Here is a 17,667-nt window from a genome sequence, read left to right as displayed (position 1 = left end):
TATCGGTCGGCGTGGTGGCCACCGTCCCCGACACCGTAGGGGACGAATCCCGCCACCGTTGAACCTTTTCGGCCCGGGATCCGAACTACCAGGTGTGGCCGGAGCCGGTTCCGGCCACGTCGATGTGGAGGGGAACCCAGCATGGCGATGACGCGCGGCGGCAGCCGTCGACGCCGGGGCGCGCTGGTGGCCGCCCTGGCCACGGCCGGGGTACTGCTCTGGCCCGCGAGCACGGCGTGGGCCGACGGTGTGACGTTCACTCCGGCCGAGGCCCAGCAGGGCAACTCGGTCAAGCTCGAGTTCGTGGTGCCCGACGAGCGGCCCGGGGTCCGGACCGAACGGATCGAGATCCGGATGCCGGTGGAGACGCCGGTGGCCGAGGTGTATCCGCTCTCGGTGGAGGGCTGGGCACCCGCGATCACTCCCCGCAAACTGGACGTCCCGATCGCGGGCATGCACGGCCCGGCGACCGACGTGGTGACCGCCGCGTTGACCTGGACCCGGGCCTCGGGGCCGGCGGCGCAGGGACCGGCCCGGCTGGTGTTCTCGATGGCGCCGCTGCCGCAGACCGAGCAGGTGCAGTTCGCGCTGACCCAGACCTACGCCGACGGCCTCCAGGTGCACTGGGGCAACGGTCCCGGCCAGCGTCCGCTGCCCGCGCTGACCCTCACCCCGGGCGACCCGGCGTACCCGGGTGCCGCCCACGGCGCTCACGGCGCGGCCCCCGGCGGGGCCGCGCCGGGCGATCCCGCGCCGGCCGCCGCCACGCCCGACGAGGGCCCGAACGCCAACAGCCTGCTCGCCGCCGGCCTGGTCGCCGGTCTCGGCGGCGGCGCGGTGATCGGCTGGCTGATCAGTCGACGCCGCCGCAGCACCGCGGAGGAGATCGACCGGTCGGTCCTCGACGAGCAGCCCACCGCCGAGCCGACGGCCGACGCGGACCCGGCGCAGCGCCGCGACGACGAGGTGGTCGAGGCCGGCGCGAACCGCTGAGGGTCGGCCTCGTCGTCGTACCAGCTTGGCGCGTTGTCGGGTGGGCCGCAACGACGTATCGCACCACTCCGAGTACCGTTCTGGCGTGGCCACCGTCCTGCTGGTCGAAGACGATCACGTCGTACGCGGCGCGATGCTTCGTTCCCTCACCGACCGGGGCCACGCTGTGCACGCGGTCGGCACCGCGCTGGACGCGCTGCGCCGGGTGGCCGCCGAGACCCCCGATCTGGTCGTGCTCGACCTGGGCCTGCCGGACCTGGACGGGTCGGACGCGCTGCGGATGCTGCGCGGCATCACCGACGTACCGATCATCATCGCCACCGCCCGCGACGACGAGCAGTCCGTGGTGAAGCTGCTGCGGGCCGGCGCCGACGACTACATGGTCAAGCCGTTCACCGGCGCGCACCTGGACGCGCGGATCACCACCGTGCTGCGCCGGGTCGGCCGCGCCAGTCGCGGCGTGGCACCGGCCGTGCACAGCGTCGGCGGGCTCCGGGTCGACGTCGGTGAACGCAGCGCCCTCCTGGACGGTGAGGCGCTGGCGCTGACACGTAAGGAATTCGACCTGCTGGCCTATCTCGCCGCCCGACCTGGCCGGGTAGTGTCCCGGCGGGAACTCTTGGAGGAGGTATGGCGGCAGCCATCGGTCGGCGAGGACCAGACAATCGACGTGCACCTGTACTGGCTACGCCGCAAAATGGGCGAGTCCGCGGCGAAACCCCGCTACCTTCGCACCGTGCGGGGGGTGGGCTTCCGGCTGGTGGCGCCGGACTGAGGCGCTCGCTGGCGCTGCTGACCGGCGGCACCGGCATCCTGCTGGCACTGGCCTTCCTGATCCCGCTCGGCCTGACCCTGGGCGGCCAGGCCCGCGACGAGGCGATCGCCGACGCGGCCCGGCGCAGCGCGCTGGTCACCGGCGCGCTCGCGGTGAGTACCCAGCCGGTGCTGGTGGAGCGCGCGATCGAGGCGAGCGGCGTCGACCCGGTGACCCGCCCGGTGGTGCACGGTCTCGACGACGTGGACGCCGGGGCCGGACGCGCCGACGCAGGCCAGCTCGACCGGGCCCGCGCCGAGGGACGTTCACTGGTGGTCGACGTCGACGGCGGGGTGCTGCGGCTGGACCCGGTGGTGCTGGGCGACCGGACGGCCGTGGTGGAGGTCTTCGTCTCGGACGAGGCGCTCGGCGGTTCGGGCCGCTGGTGGCTGCTGGTCGGAGTGGCCGTCGCCCTGGTGGGTGCCGCCGTGCTGGTGGTGGACCGGCTCGCCGCCCGTACGGTCGACGCCACCCGGGGGCTGGTCAAGGCGGCCCGCGCGGTCAGCGACGGCGACCTGGGCGTACGCGTGGAGCCGAGCGGCCCGCGCGAGCTGGCCGAGGCCGGGCACGCGTTCAACCGGATGGCGGAGCGGTTCGTCGCGGCCCGCACCGAGGAGCGGGAGCTGGTGGCGGACCTGTCCCACCGGCTGCGGACCCCGCTGACCGTGCTCCGGCTCGACGCGGAGGCGCTGGAGTCCGACGACACCAGCGTGGACGCGTTCAGCCAGGCGGAGCTGGACCACCGACGCGGCATCCGGCGGATCCGGCAGGCGATCGTCACCCTGGAGGGTGAGATCGACGTGCTGATCAAGACCACCCGCAAGGCGGTGGCCACCGAGGCGGCACCGGCGATGTGCGACGTGAGCGAGGTGGTCCGGGACCGGATGGTGTTCTGGGCGGCCCTCGCCGGCGACCAGAACCGCCCGCACCGGGTGGTCGGCGCCCAGTTGCGGATCCCGGCGCCGGTGCCCCGGGCCGAGTTGGCCGCCGCGCTCGACGCGGTGATCGGCAACGTGTTCCGCTACACCCCGCAGGGCACCGCGTTCGAGGTGGCGGTGTCCCGCCGCGACGGGTACGTGGCCATCCGGATCGACGACGCCGGGCCGGGCATCGCCAACCCGGATCGCGCGCTGCGCCGGGGCACCAGCGACCAGGGCTCCACCGGCCTCGGGCTGGACATCGCCAAGCGGGTGGCGTTGCAGGCCAACGGTTCGGTGAGCATCGACCGGGCCCGACTCGGCGGCGCCAGCGTGGTGATGCTGCTCGCCGACCCGGAGGCGACGCCCCGGCAGGTCAGCCGGTTCGGCCTGGTGGGTCGGATGGCCCGGGAGGCGCGGGAGCAGAAGGGCAGCGGCCGGCGCTGGCCGAGGCAACGGCCCACCGACGGCTGACGACGGCACGAGCCGCCGGGTTGTGCGGCGGCACAAGTCTTCCTTAGATCCGAATTAACGACGTCCCATTGGCCCGGTACGGGTGTCAGGATCAGGTCCGAAACCAGCAGTTCCGCCGGCCTACCGCTCCCAGCGCACAACGGCCGGCGGAGCCGTGCGCGCGGCGGGAGACACGGTCCCCCCACACCTCCTCCCGTCGCGCGCACCTCAATGCCTCCGCCGGTCCCGACCGGGGTCGGCCGGGACCGGGGACGTCCCCACGGACCGCGCGGTCAGTCGCGCGCGGCGGCCAGGTAGGCGTCGATCTCCGCGATGATCCGCTGCTTGCCCGCCGGGTCGAGGAACGAGGCGGCCACCGCGTTGCGGGCCAACGCCGCCACCTGCTCCGGGCCGGCGTCGAGCAGTCGGGCGGCCACCGCGTACTCGTCGTCCAGGGTGGTGCCGAACATCGGCGGGTCGTCGGAGTTGATCGTCACCAGCAGCCCGGCCTCGACCAGCGTCGGCAACGGGTGCTCCTCGATGACGGCCACCGCCCGGGTCCGGACGTTGGAGGTCGGGCAGACCTCCATGGCGATCTGCCGCTCCGCGAGGTACGCCAGCAGTTCCGGGTCCTGTGCGGCGGAGATGCCGTGACCGATCCGCTCGGCGCCCAGCTCGCGCAGGGCGTCCCAGACGGTCTGCGGGCCGGTGGTCTCCCCCGCGTGCGGCACCGAGTGCAGCCCCGCCGCCCGGGCCTGGTCGAAGTAAGGCTTGAACTGCGGCCGGGGCACCCCGATCTCGGGGCCGCCCAGGCCGAAGCTGACCAGCCCGTCCGGGCGCTCGTCGAGGGCGATCCGCAGCGTCTCCTCGGCGGCCGGCAGGCCCGCCTCGCCGGGGATGTCGAAGCACCAGCGCAGCTCGATGCCGAAGTCGGCGGCGGCCCGCTTGCGGGCGTCCTCGATCGCCTCGCAGAACGCCGGTGCCGGGATGCCCCGGCTCACGTGCGAGTACGGCGTCACCGTCAACTCGGCGTAGCGCACCTGCTGGCGGGCCAGTTCCCGGGCCACCTCGTGGGTGAGGATCCAGACGTCCTCCTGGTCGCGAACCAGGTCGACGACGCTCAAATACAGCTCGACGAAGTGCGCGAAGTCGCGGAAGACGAAGTAGTCGGCGAGCAGTTGCGGGTCGGTGGGGACCGGCGTACGCCCCTCGTGGCGGGCGGCCAGCTCGGCGACGATCCGGGGCGAGGCGGAACCGACGTGGTGCACGTGCAGTTCGACCTTGGGCAGTCCGGCGATGAAGGTACGCAGATCGGTCACGTTTTCTCCTGGGCGATGACACCGGTACACCGGCGACGACGACGGTCCGTGCGCAGTCTTACAGGCCGTCGGCGCGATCAGGGGGCGGCACGTCCAGCCGGGTCGGGCGCGCGGCCCGGCCTCGGCACGGACGCCAGAGGTCACTAGGCTCGGTCGCATGGAGCAACGCACCTTCCCCCGGATGGGCCGACAGGTCGGCGTGGTCGGGCTCGGCGCCTGGCAGCTCGGCGCCGACTGGGGCACGGTCACCGAGGACGACGCCATGGCGGTGCTGGACGCCGCGGTCGACGCCGGCATCACCTTCCTGGACACCGCCGACGTCTACGGCGACGGCCGCAGCGAGCAGCTCATCGGGCGGTACCTGGCGGCCCACCCGGACGCCGGGCTGACGGTGGCCACCAAGATGGGGCGTCGGGTGGCACAGACCCCCGATGCGTACATTCTGGACAATTTCCGTGACTGGACCGATCGTTCGCGGGCCAACCTCGGCGTCGACACGCTGGACCTGGTGCAGTTGCACTGCCCACCGACGCCCGTGTTCGCCACCGACGCGGTCTTCGACGCCCTGGACACCCTCGTCGCAGAGAAGCGCATCGCCGCGTACGGCGTCAGCGTGGAGACCTGCGACGAGGCGCTCACCGCGATCGCCCGCCCGGGGGTGTCCAGCGTCCAGATCATCCTGAACGCGTTGCGCCACAAGCCGCTGGAGCAGGTGCTGCCGGCCGCCTCGGCCGCCGGGGTGGGCGTCATCGCCCGCGTACCGCTGGCCAGCGGGCTGCTCTCCGGCCGGTACGACGAGCGGACCACCTTCGCCGCCGACGACCACCGCTCCTTCAACCGGCACGGGGAGGCGTTCGACGTCGGCGAGACGTTCTCCGGCGTCGACTACACGCTCGGGCTGGAGGCGGTACGCCGACTCGCCCCGCTGGTCGGCGACGACCGGACGATGGCCCAGTTCGCCCTGCGGTGGGTGCTCGACCAGCACGGGGTCACCGTGGTCATCCCGGGCGCCCGCGACGCGGACCAGGCCCGGGGCAACGCCGTGGTGGCCGGTCAGCGGCCACTGTCGACGGACGAGCAGGCCGCCGTCGCCGCCGTCTACGACGAGCTGATCCGTCCGCAGGTGCACCAGCGATGGTGACCGGGGAGGTGACCGGCGATCCGGCCGGCGGCACGGGCAGCCCGGCCCCGCCGGAGCGGATGAGCGGCTGGTTCCGACTCACGCTCGGCCTGCTGGCCGTGGTGGTCGGGGCGGTCTGGACGGTGCAGGGCCTCGGGTACGTCGAGGACGGCCTGATGACCGATCAGCGGATCTGGGCCGTACTCGGTCCGCTGCTGGCCCTTGCTGGTGTGGCGCTGCTCTGGTGGGGCATGCGGGCCCGGACGCGGCGCTGACCGACGGATGCGGAAAGCCCCGCGTCCGTACGGAACGCGGGGCTTTTGCACCTGGGCGGGGACAGCCTCGCCATCTGGCGGCCGGCGGTCGCCGACCGGTGCGTCAGAGGGGGCGGACCTGCTCGGCCTGCGGACCCTTCTGGCCCTGGGCGATCTCGAACTCCACCCGCTGGTTCTCCTCCAGCGACCGGTAGCCGCTGGACTGGATGGCCGAGAAGTGGACGAACACGTCAGCACCCCCGCCGTCGACGGTGATGAAGCCGAAGCCCTTGTCAGCGTTGAACCACTTCACGGTTCCCTGCGCCATGTGTATCTCCTTCTAAAACTGGCGGCCGAGCACGCCGTGCGGCCGGTTGGCCGTTTTCGAGCAGCGGCGCCTGAGGCGGCCCCCAATGAAGGAGACTTCTCTCAACCCACGCCATCTCTCAACAGCGTGGAACAGCAAACCACGTACGCAAAAACTCTGCACAGCCTACCCGACGAAATTCTCCGACATGTGACCTGACGGATGCGAAAGATCCGCTGTGCGGCATGCGCGAGGTAGGGCAAAAGGCCCCCTCGACCGGGTTACGGACGAGGGGGCCGGGTCGGTCTCGGGCACGGCGAAGCTAGTCGGGCCAGCGGCCGGTCAACCGGCGTACGCCCACCGCGCCGCCACGGTCCACGGCCGCCCGGACGACGGAGAAGATGGCGCCCTGCAACGCCGCCGCCGCGAGGATCTCGCCCCAGTGGCGGTCCTCGTCGACGGGATCCGGGGCGTCACCGTCGCCGGCGGTCATCTTCCACACCTGCCGGAAGATGGCACCCGCGAGCGCACCCGCGGCGATGCCGGCCACGATGCCCACCGGCCGGTAGGCGACCTTGCTCAACCCCTTGCTCACCCACGCCTCCCTCGAATGATCATCAGCACCACGGCGGTCACGATCGCACCCGCCGCGAGGGCGACGAACGGCGCCGGACCGTGCCGTCCCCGCACCGGCGGATGGGTCAGCGCCGCCTGGCCACGGACCCGGGCGACGGTCAACGCCGCCTGCTCCCGGACCCGCTCGCGGGCCTGGTCCGCCGAGGACTTCAACCGCTTCTTGACGTCGGCCTTGGCGGCCAGCGCCTCCACCGTCTCGCCCAGCTCGACCCGGGTCCGCCGGATCTCCGCCCGCAGCGCGTCAGGGTCACCGGTCCCGTTGCCGTGCCCGTTGCGCGTCCCGTTGTGTGTCATGCCCGTCCCCTGTCCTTCACCGCCGCGCTGACCACGTCCACGTCGGCCCGCAGGCTCTGCACGGTCGCCTGCGGCACCGGCGGCACCGCCTGGCTGACCTGCTTCTTGCCGAGCAGCGCGAGGACGCCGGCGATCAGGAAGACGACCGCCGCCACGATGAGCGCGGCCGCCCACGCCGGTAGGACCAGGGCCAGCAGCAGGATCGCGGCGGTGATCAGCGCGCCGAGACCCAGGAAGGCCAGTGCGCCGCCGCCGGCCAGCAGGCCGACGCCGATACCCGCGTGCTTGCCCTTCTCTGTCAGCTCCGCACGGGCCAGCGCGAGCTCGTCCCGGACCAGGCGGGACACCTGCTCCGTCGCCCGCTGGACCAGCTCGGCGGTGGAGGGCTCGCTTCCGTTGTGGGATGTACGGACGTCAGCCACGTCAGCCATGCTGTCCCCCTCTCGTCGTCACCGCGCTGTATGCCCGAAGTAGCCGCCCGCCAATCCTGTCTGCGAAGAAGGAGCAGGGCGTCCCGCACGAGGTCCCCGGTACACGTTCCGTCAAACCTTCCCGGCCCGTCCCGTTCGGGCGTCCGCACCCGATCGGCGTCAGCGACGCGCCTCGACGGGCTCGTCGGGACCGACGAAGGCTTCGCTGCGGGCGTCGCCGTCGTCGCTGCCGCCGAAGAGACGGGCGTCGTCGGGGACCTCCCCGTCCTCGAAGCGGCGGACCCGCCGCTTGGGGTTCACCCACTGCCAGGGCAGCGAGCCGGCACCGTCACCGACCTCGGTCCGCAGCCGTGGCAACGCGGTGGGCCGCTGGTCGCGTACCCAGGCCACCATGTGCTCGCGGACCAGGCAGCGCAGGTCCCACAACGCGCCGGCGCTGGCGGCGCTCACCAACGCCCGCAGCTTGACCATGCCGCCGGTCGCGTCCGTCACCTGGAGTACGCAGACCCGACCGTCCCAGAGCTCGGTGCCCTCGACCAGGCGACGCAACTCCTCCCGCATCGCCTGCACCGGGAGCGACCAGTCGACGTCGAACTCCGCAGTGCCGAGCACCGCCGCCTCGGTCCGCGTCCAGTTCTGGAACGGGGTGCTGGTGAAGTAGGAGGTGGGCAGGATCAACCGTCGGTCGTCCCAGATCTGCACCACCACGTAGCTGAGGGTCAGCTCCTCGATCCGGCCCCACTCCCCCTCGACCACGACCACGTCGTCCAGACGGACCGCGTCGCTGAAGGCGAGTTGCAGGCCCGCGAAGACGTTGCCGAGCAGGCTCTGCGCGGCCAGCGCGGCGACGATACCGACCACACCGGCGCTGGTCAGCACACCGGCACCGATGCCGCGGACGGCCGGGAACGTCATCAGCATCACGCCGACGGTGAGCACCACGATCACCACGATGGTCACCCGGCGCAGCATGACGACCTGGGTGCGGACCCGGCGGGCGTGCCGGTTGTCCGGCACGTCCACCCGGAACCGGGCCAGCGCGGTGTCCTCCACCACCACCAGCAGCGAGGTGACCAGCCAGGCGGTGGCCGCGATGACCGCGAGCACCAGCATGTGCAGCAGCGCCTGCCGCCACCCGGTGCCGACCGCGTAGCCGGTGCTGAACCGGACGGCGAACTGCACGGCCAGCACGGTGGCCGCGATCTGGAACGAGCGGTGGGCGTGCTCGGTCAACTCCATCAGGAGTCGTGACCGGTGGCCCCACCGCCGGATCGAGCGATGCACCACCTCGACCACGGCGATGGCGATCGCCGCCGCGGCGAGCGCGGCGACGACCGTCACGAGGTAGCTGTGCACGTGTGGTTCTCCTTCCGGACCGACAACAAGATCCACGCAAAGGGGCAAGTCTGCCCCGGACCGTCGAAACCGGCCACCGCAGCGGTGCTGCGATGGCCGGCGTCGGGACGGAGTACCTCAGACCTTGCGGTAGCGGGCCTGGAGGAAGCAGTACAGGCCGAAGGCGGCGATGCCCAGGCCGACGAGCGACAGCAGGATGGTGCCGAACGCCTGGTCCCGCAGCGTCCGCAGGGCCGCGTCCAGGCCCCGGGCCTTCTCCGGGTCGTAGTTGACCGCGGCCAGCACGACCAGCACTCCGGTCACCGCGAACGCGCTGCCCCGGGCGGTGTAGCCGGCCATGCCGAGCCGCCGGGCGAGCTGGGTGGTCTTGGCGTTCATCTCGCCGGTCTTCAGCCGCTTCATGAACTTCTTCTTGACGCCGTAGATGAACATGCCGACGCCGACACCGATGAGGACCAGGCCGGCGAGACCGACCAGCCACCGACCGCCGGTCGACTCCATCAGACGGGCGGTCATCTCCTCCTGCTGGGAGGCGCTGTCGGAGTTGGCGTTGGAGAAGACCTTCCAGGCCGTCCAGGCCAGCCAGAGGTAGATGACCGCGCGGGCGGCGGAGAAGACCCGCTCCTTGATCCGGTCGTTGCCGCTCTCGGTCTGGTGCCCGACGGCGGCTTCGAGTGCCTGCCAGATCGCCATGGCGACCATGCCGACGGCGATGGCGATGACCACGAATGTGCCCATCGGCTGCGCGGCGAGTGTCCGCAGCGCGCCGGACTGGTCACCGTCGTCGGAGGAGTTGCCGAATGCGATCTGCAACGCCAACCAACCGAACAACAGGTGCACGATCCCGTAGCCGATGAAACCGGCCCGGGCGAGGAGTTCCAGCCACCGGCTGTCGGCCGTACGGGCGGCGGTGGCTTCGGCGTTCCGGGTGAGAGACATGGGGCCTCAATCTCCGGACGCGAAGATTTCCAAACGTGTCCCGCCGCCGCGGGGAAGCGACGGCGGGACGGACGGATCGGACGGCTGTCGGCGTCAGCCGGAATTGCGCGAGATGCGTACCTTGACCTCGGCATCGGTGACGCTGTCCAGGGTGACCGCCAGGCCGCCGACATCGGCGGCCTGCTGGCCGACGGTCAGCGACAGTTGCTCACCGGCGACCTCGATGGTCACCACGTCGTCCTGGGCCTCGACGAGCCGGGCCTCGACACCGAGAATGTTGGCGCGCGCGTCCACCCCCCGGTCGAAGGTCACCGTGCAGGCGTCCAGCCCGCAGTCGGTGCGGGCACCCTCGGAGCTGCACCCCATGAGCAGGGCGGCACCGAGTGCGAGTCCGGCCAGCAGACCGGCCGACTTGCGGGTGGGGACCCTCCAGGCGAGGGTGCGCCGGCGGTGGCCGGCGAGCGATCGGTTCGTCACCGCCTCAGCGTACGAGACGTAGGCGAACGGGCCCGGCGTGCCGAACCGGCGGTGGACAATGGGTCGGTGAGCATGCTGGTCGAGGAGAACGCCGCCAAGCACCGTTACGAGATCCTGGTCGACGACGCGCTGGCCGGGTTCACCACATATCTTCCCCGGGGGGAGGCGCTGGTCTTCACGCACACCGAGGTGGACCCGGCCTTCCAGAACAGGGGCGTCGGCACGGCACTGATGCGCGGCACCCTGGACCAGGTCCGCGCCCAGGGGCAGCGGGTGGTGCCGCAGTGCCCGTTCATGCACGCCTACATCGAGCGCCATCCCGAGTACGCGGACCTGGTCACCAGCCCCGCGTGACGGCGGTCCCACCCAGCAGCTCGGCCACGGCCCGACCGGCGGCCCGGGTGGCCCCGTGCGTGGCGACGTGCACCGCGCCGGTGACCAGTGCGGGCACCCCCAACTCCACCACCACGGCGTCGGGCCGGTCCGCCAGTACCCGGTCGACGGCAGCCCGCATCCAGTCGTGCCGGTGCAGGTCGCGCACCACCAGGACGAGCGGTCGGCCGGCGGCGCCCAAGGCCGGGTCGGCCGGCACCTCGCCCCGCGCGTAACGGGCACTGGTGGTGCCCGGCACCAGCGCGGTCAACGGCGCGGCCACTCCCCACGGGGTCTCGGCCCCGATCGCGATGTTGTGCGGCGGCTGGAACTCGACCACGTGCGCGGGGGCGGCCAACGGCAGCGCGACACCCCCGTCGGCACGGGTGACCCGGAGCGCCCGCCGCGCGGCGACCAGCCCGACGCCCGACCCGCCGGCCGGCACCGGGACACGTCCACCGGCCGTCCGGGCGGCCACCGTCCAGGCTGCGAGCTGACCGACCCGCTTCGCCGCCTCGGCCAGCCGCTCCTCCGGCAGGTCCCCGGCCACGACCGCGTCCACGATGGCGTCGCGCAGGTGCCGGGCCGTCTCCTCGTCGGCGTGCTCACCGCCGACACAGATCGCGTCCACCCCGGCGGCCAACGCCCGCACCGCCGCACCGGCGAGGCCGTACCGGCCGGCGACCGCCTGCATCTCCACCGCGTCGGTCACCACCACGCCGTTGAAGCCCATCTCCTCGCGGAGCACGCCGCCCAGGATCCGGGTGCTCAGCGTCGCCGGCAGCTCCGGATCCAGCGCCGGCACCAGCAGGTGCCCGGTCATCACCGCCTGCACGCCCGCTTCGACGGCGGCCCGGAACGGGGCCAGCTCGACGGCGTCCAGCCGATCCCGGTCCCCGCTGATCCGGGGCAGGTCGTGATGGGAGTCCACCCGGGTGTCGCCGTGCCCCGGGAAGTGCTTGGCGCAGGCCGCCACGCCGCCCGACTGGAGTCCGTGCACCCAGGCGGTGGTGTGCCGGGCCACCACGGACGGATCGGCACCGAACGAGCGGACGCCGATCACCGGATTGTCCGGATTGGAGTTGACGTCGGCGTCCGGCGCGTAGTCCAGGGTCACGCCCAGCGCGGCGAGTTCGACACCCAGGTCGCGGGCGACCTCCTCGGTCAGGGCCGGGTCGTCCACCACGCCGAGAGCGAAGTTGCCCGGCCGGGTGCTGCCCCGACCCGACTCGATGCGGGTGACGTCGCCCGCCTCCTCGTCGATCGCCACGATCACGTCCGGCCGCTCCGCCCGCAGCCCGGCGGTGAGCGCCGCCACCTGCTCCGGGTCGACGACGTTGCGGCTGAACAACACCACCGCGCCGAGGCCGTCGCCGAGCCAGCGGCAGACCCACGCGGGCGGTACGGTGCCGACGAACCCGGGTTGCAGGACCGCGGCGGCCAACGCCGCCAGATTCCCGTTCGCTCGCTGAAGATTCGCTCGCTGACGCTCGCTCATGCGGTCGCGTACCCCCGTCATCCTCCGCCGCGGACTCCCCCCGCCACCCGGCGGTGCAGCAATGGTCACACCGTGCCACCGAATAGTCAATAAACCTTACAGTTGCCTTGGGAGCGCTCTGCCAGCAGAGTGCGGAGATGGACCCGCTGCTGTTGCTCGCCGACGCGACGAGCCCGGCCGACATCCCCGGCGTACGCCTGCTCGGCCTGGTGGTGGGCGGCCTGCTGCTGCTCCTGGCCATCCGGGCGATGTTCCGGCGCTGACCTCGCCGCCTGGTGTGACCCGCCCCCGCCGGGGTACCGCCTGGCTCTGGACACCATCACGGCGAGGGGGCACCCATGAAGATCGGCTACTTCCTGTCCACTGAGGAGTATCCGCCGGAGCAGTTGCTGGCGCAGGCGCAGGCCGCCGAACGCGCCGGCTTCCAGGCGCTCTGGATCTCCGACCACTATCACCCCTGGACGGACGCACAGGGCCAGGCCCCGTTCGTCTGGTCGATGATCGGCGCGTTGAGCCAGACCTGCCGCCTGCCGGTCACCACGGCGGTGACGTGTCCCACCGTCCGCATCCACCCGGCGGTGCTGGCCCAGGCGGCGGCGACCAGCGCGGTGCTGCACTCCGGGCGGTTCGTGCTCGGGGTGGGCTCCGGCGAGGCACTCAACGAGCACATCCTCGGCGACCACTGGCCGCAGGCCGGCGTCCGGCTAGAGATGCTGGAGGAGGCGGTCGAGGTGATGCGGAAACTGTGGGACGGGGGCTTCGTCAACCACTACGGCAAGCACTACCGGGTGGAGCACGCGCGGATCTACACGCTGCCCGAGACGCCTCCGCCGATCTACGTCTCCGCTTTCGGCCCCAAGGCGGTGGACCTGGCCGCCCGGATCGGCGACGGCTTCGTCAACACCATGCCCGACGCCGAGCTGGTGAACCGGTTCCGGGACAACGGCGGCGGAGACAAGCCGTGCCAGGCGGGTTTCAAGGCGGCGTACGCGCCGACCGTGGAGGAGGGTATGCGGCTGGCGTACGAGCGCTGGCCGACCGAGGCGATCCCGGGTGAACTGTTGCAGGTGCTGCCCTCGCCCCGGCACTTCGAGCAGGCCGCACAACTGGTCGACCCGGAGGCGATGCGCGAGGCGTTCGTCTGCGGCAACGACGCCGACGCACACCTGGCGAAGATCGACGCGTACGCGAAGGCCGGTTTCGACGAGGTCTACGTCGCCAACACCGGGCCGGACTGGCAGGGGCTGATGGACCTGTACCAGCGCGACGTGCTACTCCGACTGCCCTGAGCGGTGACGTAGCGAGACCGTTGCCACACGTGGCGGTCCCCCGTGGCCGGACCGGTGTTTCGGCGCTGGTCCGGCCGGGTACCTGCGGCCCTCGATGAAGCTCACCACGCACTCGATGTCGTTGCGCCGCGCGGCGCGCAGCCTGTTCGGCTGGTCCACCCTGCGCCCCAACCAACTGGCCGCGATGCGCGCGGTGATGCGGCGGCGCGACGCGTTGGTGGTGCTGCCCACCGGCGCCGGCAAGTCGGCGATCTATCAGATCCCGGCGAGCCTGATCCCCGGCCCGACCGTGGTCATCTCCCCCCTGCTCGCCCTGCAACAGGACCAGATCGCCGCGCTCAACGAGCGGCAACGGGCCGAGTTGCGGGCGGTCCGGATCAGCTCGGACGAGTCGCCGGCCCAGCAGGCCGAGGCGATCGCCGAGATCCGCGACGGCCGGGCCGAGTTCCTCTTCATCACCCCGGAGCAGTTGGCCAACCCGGACCGGCTGGCCGAGGTGCGCGCGTTGAAGCCGGCGCTGGTCGCGATCGACGAGGCGCACTGCATCTCGGCCTGGGGGCACGACTTCCGCCCGGACTACCTGGCACTCGGTCAGCTCATCGAGGGCATCGGGCGGCCGCCGGTGGTGGCACTGACCGCCACCGCCTCGCCGCCGGTACGCGACGACATCGTGGCCCGGCTGCGGCTGCGTGATCCCGAGATCGTGGTGTCCGGACTGGACCGACCGAACCTCTTCTTCGAGGTGGCGCACTGCCCGACCGAGGACTACCGGTGGCGGCGGCTGATCGCCCTGCTGCGCGACGAGGAGCGGCCGGGCATCATCTACGTACCCACCCGGCGGGCCGCCGAGGAGCTCGCGGCCCGGATCACCGACGCCGGCTACCCGGCGCAGTTCTACCACGGTGGAATGTCCGCCAGTGCCCGCGCCCGGCTGCACGAGGCGTTCCTCGCCGACCAGGTGCCGATCATGGTCGCCACGTCGGCGTTCGGCATGGGCATCGACAAGCCGAACATCGCCTGGGTGGTGCACATGGCGCTGCCCGACTCGCCGGACAGCTACTTCCAGGAGATCGGCCGGGCCGGGCGCGACGGTCAGCCCGCCCGCGTCCTGCTGCTCTGGCAGGCCGAGGACGTCGGCCTGCAACGCTTCTTCAGCGGTGGCCTGCCGGACGCCACCGAGTTGCGGGACCTGGCCGCCCTGCTGCGGCAGGGACCGGCCACCAAGAAGGAGCTGCGCGAGGTGACCGGTCTGGGGCCGCGCAAGCTCGGGCAGTACCTGGCCCTGCTGGAGCAGGTCGGTGCGGCGCAGCCGCGCGCCCGGCAGCGGATCGGCGCGCCGCGCTACTCGCCGACCCCGGTGGAGGCCGCCGAGGCGGCCGTGGCCGAGGCCGAGCGGCAGCAGAACCTGACCCGCTCACGGACCGACATGATGCGGGCCTTCGCCGAGACCACGGGCTGCCGGGGGCAGACCCTGCTGGCCTACTTCGGCGAGCAGATGACCCAGATCTGCGGGCACTGCGACAACTGCCACGCCGGCACCAGCACCGCCGACGACGGCGCGGTGGGTCCGTTCCCGGTGCACAGCCAGGTGCGGCACCCGGAGTGGGGCGGCGGTCTGGTGCTCAGCTACGAGGACGACCGGATGACGGTCCTCTTCGAGGAGGTCGGGTACAAGACGCTGTCGGTCAGCGTGGTGTCCGAACAGGGACTGCTGACGCTGGACTAACCTGAGCCCGCCGCGATGGCGGCGGGGACATACCGGGCCCGGCGCGGCCAGCACGGATGGCGCGTGACCGGGATCCGGACGACGAACGGGAGAGGCACGGTCGTGATCGAAGAGCCGGCGTACACCGCTTTCGGTTTCTCCGACGAGGAGTGGGGGTTGCTTGTCGGCCTGCCGCAGGCGGTGCTCACCGCGGCGAGCGCCGCGGAGTCCGACAGCACCCGGGCGACGATGGCCGAGAGCGCGGCCGGGCTGGAGACCATCTCCACCGGTCGGGAGTCGGCCAGCCCGTTGGTGGCCGCCGTGGCCGGGGAGATCGTGACCCGGGTGGGCGACCCGGAGGCCGGTGAGGAGTTGCCGGTGATCGCGCCGGACGACCCGCGCGCGTACGCCGAGGACGTGTTGGGCCGGGCCAAGGCCGCTGCGGCGCTGCTGGCGGAGAAGGTCGACGAGGGCGAGGCCGGCGCGTACCGGCACTGGCTGGTGGAGATCACCGACCAGGTGGTGGGGGCGGCCTCCAGCGGCGGCATCCTCGGGCTCGGCGGCAGTCAGGTCAGCCCCTCGGAGCGGCGCTTCCGGGACCGGCTGGCCCAGGTCCTCAACGACTGAGCGACGGTGACGGTCGGGGGGCGACACCCGTCGGGTGTCGCCCCCCGCGTCGTGCGGATCAGGCGATCCGACGACGGAACAGCACCGCCGAGAGCAGCACCGCGACCGCCAGCAGACCCAGGCACCAGGCCGCCGCACGGGCCGGCGCCGTGCCGACCGGCAGGTCGAGCAGCAACCCGCGCAGGGACTCGATGACCGGCGTGACGGGTTGGTGTTCGGCGAAGCCGCGCAGCCAACCGGGCAGCGTCTCGACCGGCACGAAGGCACTGCTCGGGTAGGGCAGGAACATCACCAGGAAGGTGTAGCCGCCGGCCGCCTCGGGGGTACGGGCCAACAGCCCGAACGCCGCCGACAGCCAGGAGACCGCCAGCAGGAACAGCAGCAGCACCCCGGCGGCGGCCAGCCACCGCAGCGGTGCCACGGCGGGCCGGAACCCGATGGCGACGGCGACGGCCAGCACCAGCACGGTGGAGACCGTGTTGCGGGCGATGCTGGCCACCACGTGACCGCCGATGATCGAGGTCGCGCCGACGTCCATGGTGCGCAGCCGCTCGATCATGCCGTTTGTCATGTCCGTGGTGACACTCACCGCCGTGCCCGCCGCACCGAACCCGGCGCAGAGCAGCAGCACGCCGGGCACCACGTAGGTGACGTACGCCGAGCCGGTGTCGATCGCCCCGCCGAAGAGGTAGACGAAGACCAGCATCAGCATCACCGGCAGCAGCAGCGAGGTGAGCATCGCGTCGACGTTGCGGCGGGACAGCCGGACGCAACGGCCGACCATCACCGCCGTCTGCGATCCGCGTACCGCCAGCTCAGACATGGGCCACCTGCCGTTTCGCGGGCACCGGAGTGCCGGTGAGGGTGAGGAAGACGTCGTCGAGGGTCGCCTCCCGGACGGCGAACCGGGCCACCCCGTGACGGTCCGGATCGATCTCGTCGAGCAGCGCGCGCACCTGTGCCGCACTGCCGTCGGTGGCCACCGAGAGGGCGAGCCGCTCGGGGTCCCGGCCGGTGACCCGGTCGCCCAACAGCGCGGCCGCCGCGCGGAGGCCGGCCTCCTCGTGCCAGGTCAGCTCCAGCCGGTGCGCGCCGAAGCGGCGCTTGAGGTCGTCGGCGGTGCCCTCGGCGGCGATCGCGCCCTGGTGCAGCACGGTGATCCGGTCGGCCAGTCGGTCGGCCTCCTCCAGGTACTGCGTGGTGAGCAGCACGGTCACGCCGGTGCGGGCGAGTTCGCCGACGACCTCCCAGAGCCCCTGCCGGCTGCGCACGTCCAGGCCGGTGGTGGGCTCGTCGAGGAAGACCACGGACGGCTGCCCGACCAGGCTGGCGGCGAGGTCCAGGCGGCGGCGCATGCCCCCGGAGTAGGTGATCGCCTGCCGCCCGCCCGCGTCGGTCAGCGCGAAGCGTTCCAGCAGGTCGGTGGCGCGCTTGCGGGCCGCCGACCCGGACCGCCCGGTGAGCCGGGCCAGCATGGTCAGGTTCTCCAGGCCGGTCTGGGTGTCGTCCAGGGCGGCGTGCTGGCCGGCGAGGCTGATCGTCCGCCGGACCCGCCGCCGGTCGCGCACCACGTCGTGGCCGGCGACCCGGGCGCTGCCCCGGTCGGGCCGGGTCAGCGTGGCCAGGATCCGCACGGTGGTGGTCTTGCCGGCCCCGTTCTGGCCGAGCAGCGCGTGTACGCCGCCGGCCGGCACCCGCATGGTCAGCCCGTCGAGGACGACGAGGTCGCCGAAGGACTTCCTCAACTCGACCAGCTCGACCGCCGGTGGTCCGTTCGTCATGGGTCACCCTCCACTTTCTGCGTATGCCGTACGCTTATCTGCGTAGAACATACGCAGAAGTTAGGATGAGGGTCAAGCCGGTCCG

General features: G+C 72.3%; 21 protein-coding genes. 10 read left to right on the top strand and 11 right to left on the bottom strand.

All coding sequences use genetic code 11. The annotated features are described in order from the left end of the window. Window positions 1-141 precede the first annotated feature (141 nt). The 3 genes from ACFYTT_RS15120 (at window position 142) to ACFYTT_RS15110 (ending at window position 3,198) form a co-directional block, all read left to right on the top strand. Window positions 142-993, top strand: a complete 852-nt coding sequence (locus ACFYTT_RS15120) for a DUF1775 domain-containing protein (RefSeq protein ID WP_387259563.1) — start codon at window positions 142-144, stop codon at window positions 991-993. 85 nt (window positions 994-1,078) lie between these two features. Further along, window positions 1,079-1,768, top strand: coding sequence for a response regulator transcription factor (locus tag ACFYTT_RS15115; protein ID WP_131054346.1), 690 nt, complete (start codon window positions 1,079-1,081; stop codon window positions 1,766-1,768). A gap of 17 nt (window positions 1,769-1,785) precedes the next feature. Then, window positions 1,786-3,198 (top strand): ATP-binding protein, encoded by a 1,413-nt coding sequence (locus tag ACFYTT_RS15110; protein WP_387259796.1) that lies wholly within the window; start codon window positions 1,786-1,788, stop codon window positions 3,196-3,198. 272 nt (window positions 3,199-3,470) lie between these two features. Here the strand turns inward: ACFYTT_RS15110 and ACFYTT_RS15105 are convergent, their stop codons facing one another. Beyond that, window positions 3,471-4,496: an adenosine deaminase gene (locus tag ACFYTT_RS15105; protein WP_131054347.1), complete on the bottom strand. Its 1,026-nt coding sequence runs from the start codon at window positions 4,494-4,496 to the stop codon at window positions 3,471-3,473. 157 nt (window positions 4,497-4,653) lie between these two features. Here ACFYTT_RS15105 and ACFYTT_RS15100 point away from each other — a divergent pair, with 157 nt between their 5' ends. After that, window positions 4,654-5,637, top strand: a complete 984-nt coding sequence (locus ACFYTT_RS15100; RefSeq protein ID WP_131054348.1) for an aldo/keto reductase — start codon at window positions 4,654-4,656, stop codon at window positions 5,635-5,637. A gap of 59 nt (window positions 5,638-5,696) precedes the next feature. After that, complete coding sequence (locus ACFYTT_RS15095; RefSeq protein WP_176095726.1) at window positions 5,697-5,891, top strand: hypothetical protein; 195 nt, start codon at window positions 5,697-5,699, stop codon at window positions 5,889-5,891. Window positions 5,892-5,994: 103 nt separating this feature from the next. On the opposite strand, the gene ACFYTT_RS15090 is transcribed toward ACFYTT_RS15095, so the two are convergent. The 7 genes from ACFYTT_RS15090 to ACFYTT_RS15060 form a co-directional block, all read right to left on the bottom strand. Next, window positions 5,995-6,198, bottom strand: a complete 204-nt coding sequence (locus ACFYTT_RS15090; RefSeq protein ID WP_067306996.1) for a cold-shock protein — start codon at window positions 6,196-6,198, stop codon at window positions 5,995-5,997. Window positions 6,199-6,499: 301 nt separating this feature from the next. Then, entirely contained in the window at window positions 6,500-6,772 is a 273-nt protein-coding gene (locus ACFYTT_RS15085) for a DUF4235 domain-containing protein (protein ID WP_176093261.1), read from the bottom strand. Then, window positions 6,769-7,107, bottom strand: coding sequence for a DUF3618 domain-containing protein (locus tag ACFYTT_RS15080; RefSeq protein WP_131054350.1), 339 nt, complete (start codon window positions 7,105-7,107; stop codon window positions 6,769-6,771). The genes ACFYTT_RS15085 and ACFYTT_RS15080 overlap by 4 nt, the downstream gene beginning before the upstream one ends. Further along, the gene (locus tag ACFYTT_RS15075; protein WP_131054351.1) at window positions 7,104-7,538 is read right to left on the bottom strand and encodes a phage holin family protein; all 435 of its coding nucleotides are present in this window, start codon (window positions 7,536-7,538) and stop codon (window positions 7,104-7,106) included. Before ACFYTT_RS15075 ends, ACFYTT_RS15080 begins: the two co-directional genes overlap by 4 nt. 159 nt (window positions 7,539-7,697) lie before the next feature. Beyond that, window positions 7,698-8,894, bottom strand: coding sequence for a mechanosensitive ion channel family protein (locus ACFYTT_RS15070; RefSeq protein ID WP_176093260.1), 1,197 nt, complete (start codon window positions 8,892-8,894; stop codon window positions 7,698-7,700). Between the two features lie 117 nt (window positions 8,895-9,011). Further along, window positions 9,012-9,833 (bottom strand): DUF1206 domain-containing protein, encoded by an 822-nt coding sequence (locus tag ACFYTT_RS15065; protein ID WP_131054353.1) that lies wholly within the window; start codon window positions 9,831-9,833, stop codon window positions 9,012-9,014. A 93-nt stretch (window positions 9,834-9,926) separates the two neighbouring features. Continuing rightward, window positions 9,927-10,310, bottom strand: coding sequence for a hypothetical protein (locus ACFYTT_RS15060; protein WP_131054354.1), 384 nt, complete (start codon window positions 10,308-10,310; stop codon window positions 9,927-9,929). A gap of 72 nt (window positions 10,311-10,382) precedes the next feature. Between ACFYTT_RS15060 and ACFYTT_RS15055 the strand changes: the two genes are divergently transcribed. Further along, a complete protein-coding gene (locus ACFYTT_RS15055; protein ID WP_254877043.1) occupies window positions 10,383-10,664 on the top strand; it encodes a GNAT family N-acetyltransferase in 282 nt (93 codons plus the stop codon). Here the strand turns inward: ACFYTT_RS15055 and ACFYTT_RS15050 are convergent. Further along, window positions 10,648-12,180 (bottom strand): glycoside hydrolase family 3 protein, encoded by a 1,533-nt coding sequence (locus tag ACFYTT_RS15050; protein ID WP_176093258.1) that lies wholly within the window; start codon window positions 12,178-12,180, stop codon window positions 10,648-10,650. The two genes, ACFYTT_RS15055 and ACFYTT_RS15050, sit on opposite strands and share 17 nt — an antisense overlap. A 137-nt stretch (window positions 12,181-12,317) precedes the next feature. Between ACFYTT_RS15050 and ACFYTT_RS15045 the strand changes: the two genes are divergently transcribed. The 4 genes from ACFYTT_RS15045 (at window position 12,318) to ACFYTT_RS15030 (ending at window position 15,801) form a co-directional block, all read left to right on the top strand. Continuing rightward, window positions 12,318-12,443, top strand: coding sequence for a hypothetical protein (locus ACFYTT_RS15045; RefSeq protein WP_255446669.1), 126 nt, complete (start codon window positions 12,318-12,320; stop codon window positions 12,441-12,443). A gap of 75 nt (window positions 12,444-12,518) precedes the next feature. After that, window positions 12,519-13,469: a TIGR03557 family F420-dependent LLM class oxidoreductase gene (locus ACFYTT_RS15040; RefSeq protein ID WP_387259556.1), complete on the top strand. Its 951-nt coding sequence runs from the start codon at window positions 12,519-12,521 to the stop codon at window positions 13,467-13,469. A 94-nt stretch (window positions 13,470-13,563) separates the two neighbouring features. Further along, the gene (locus tag ACFYTT_RS15035; protein ID WP_387259554.1) at window positions 13,564-15,195 is read left to right on the top strand and encodes a RecQ family ATP-dependent DNA helicase; all 1,632 of its coding nucleotides are present in this window, start codon (window positions 13,564-13,566) and stop codon (window positions 15,193-15,195) included. 102 nt (window positions 15,196-15,297) lie between these two features. Further along, a complete protein-coding gene (locus ACFYTT_RS15030) occupies window positions 15,298-15,801 on the top strand; it encodes a hypothetical protein (protein ID WP_387259552.1) in 504 nt (167 codons plus the stop codon). 58 nt (window positions 15,802-15,859) lie between these two features. Here ACFYTT_RS15030 and ACFYTT_RS15025 read toward each other — a convergent pair whose 3' ends face one another. Beyond that, a complete protein-coding gene (locus ACFYTT_RS15025) occupies window positions 15,860-16,624 on the bottom strand; it encodes an ABC transporter permease (RefSeq protein WP_387259549.1) in 765 nt (254 codons plus the stop codon). Continuing rightward, window positions 16,617-17,582, bottom strand: a complete 966-nt coding sequence (locus ACFYTT_RS15020; protein WP_387259546.1) for an ATP-binding cassette domain-containing protein — start codon at window positions 17,580-17,582, stop codon at window positions 16,617-16,619. Before ACFYTT_RS15020 ends, ACFYTT_RS15025 begins: the two co-directional genes overlap by 8 nt. Window positions 17,583-17,667 lie beyond the last annotated feature (85 nt).

The organism is Micromonospora sp. NPDC003816 (assembly GCF_042874705.1).
In the GTDB taxonomy this organism is placed as follows: Bacteria; Actinomycetota; Actinomycetes; order Mycobacteriales; family Micromonosporaceae; genus Micromonospora.
This window is presented reverse-complemented; position numbering and strand designations above follow the sequence as displayed.

Bases quoted from the DNA above. Each gene is read 5' to 3' on its own strand.
- ACFYTT_RS15065 (WP_131054353.1), bottom strand. From the start codon at position 9,833: ATGTCTCTCACCCGGAACGCCGAAGCCACCGCCGCCCGTACGGCCGAC.
- ACFYTT_RS15035 (WP_387259554.1), top strand. From the start codon at position 13,564: ATGAAGCTCACCACGCACTCGATGTCGTTGCGCCGCGCGGCGCGCAGC.
- ACFYTT_RS15080 (WP_131054350.1), bottom strand. From the start codon at position 7,107: ATGACACACAACGGGACGCGCAACGGGCACGGCAACGGGACCGGTGAC.
- ACFYTT_RS15075 (WP_131054351.1), bottom strand. From the start codon at position 7,538: ATGGCTGACGTGGCTGACGTCCGTACATCCCACAACGGAAGCGAGCCC.
- ACFYTT_RS15025 (WP_387259549.1), bottom strand. From the start codon at position 16,624: ATGTCTGAGCTGGCGGTACGCGGATCGCAGACGGCGGTGATGGTCGGC.
- ACFYTT_RS15120 (WP_387259563.1), top strand. From the start codon at position 142: ATGGCGATGACGCGCGGCGGCAGCCGTCGACGCCGGGGCGCGCTGGTG.
- ACFYTT_RS15040 (WP_387259556.1), top strand. From the start codon at position 12,519: ATGAAGATCGGCTACTTCCTGTCCACTGAGGAGTATCCGCCGGAGCAG.
- ACFYTT_RS15050 (WP_176093258.1), bottom strand. From the start codon at position 12,180: ATGAGCGAGCGTCAGCGAGCGAATCTTCAGCGAGCGAACGGGAATCTG.
- ACFYTT_RS15095 (WP_176095726.1), top strand. From the start codon at position 5,697: ATGAGCGGCTGGTTCCGACTCACGCTCGGCCTGCTGGCCGTGGTGGTC.
- ACFYTT_RS15055 (WP_254877043.1), top strand. From the start codon at position 10,383: ATGCTGGTCGAGGAGAACGCCGCCAAGCACCGTTACGAGATCCTGGTC.
- ACFYTT_RS15100 (WP_131054348.1), top strand. From the start codon at position 4,654: ATGGAGCAACGCACCTTCCCCCGGATGGGCCGACAGGTCGGCGTGGTC.
- ACFYTT_RS15045 (WP_255446669.1), top strand. From the start codon at position 12,318: ATGGACCCGCTGCTGTTGCTCGCCGACGCGACGAGCCCGGCCGACATC.
- ACFYTT_RS15020 (WP_387259546.1), bottom strand. From the start codon at position 17,582: ATGACGAACGGACCACCGGCGGTCGAGCTGGTCGAGTTGAGGAAGTCC.
- ACFYTT_RS15090 (WP_067306996.1), bottom strand. From the start codon at position 6,198: ATGGCGCAGGGAACCGTGAAGTGGTTCAACGCTGACAAGGGCTTCGGC.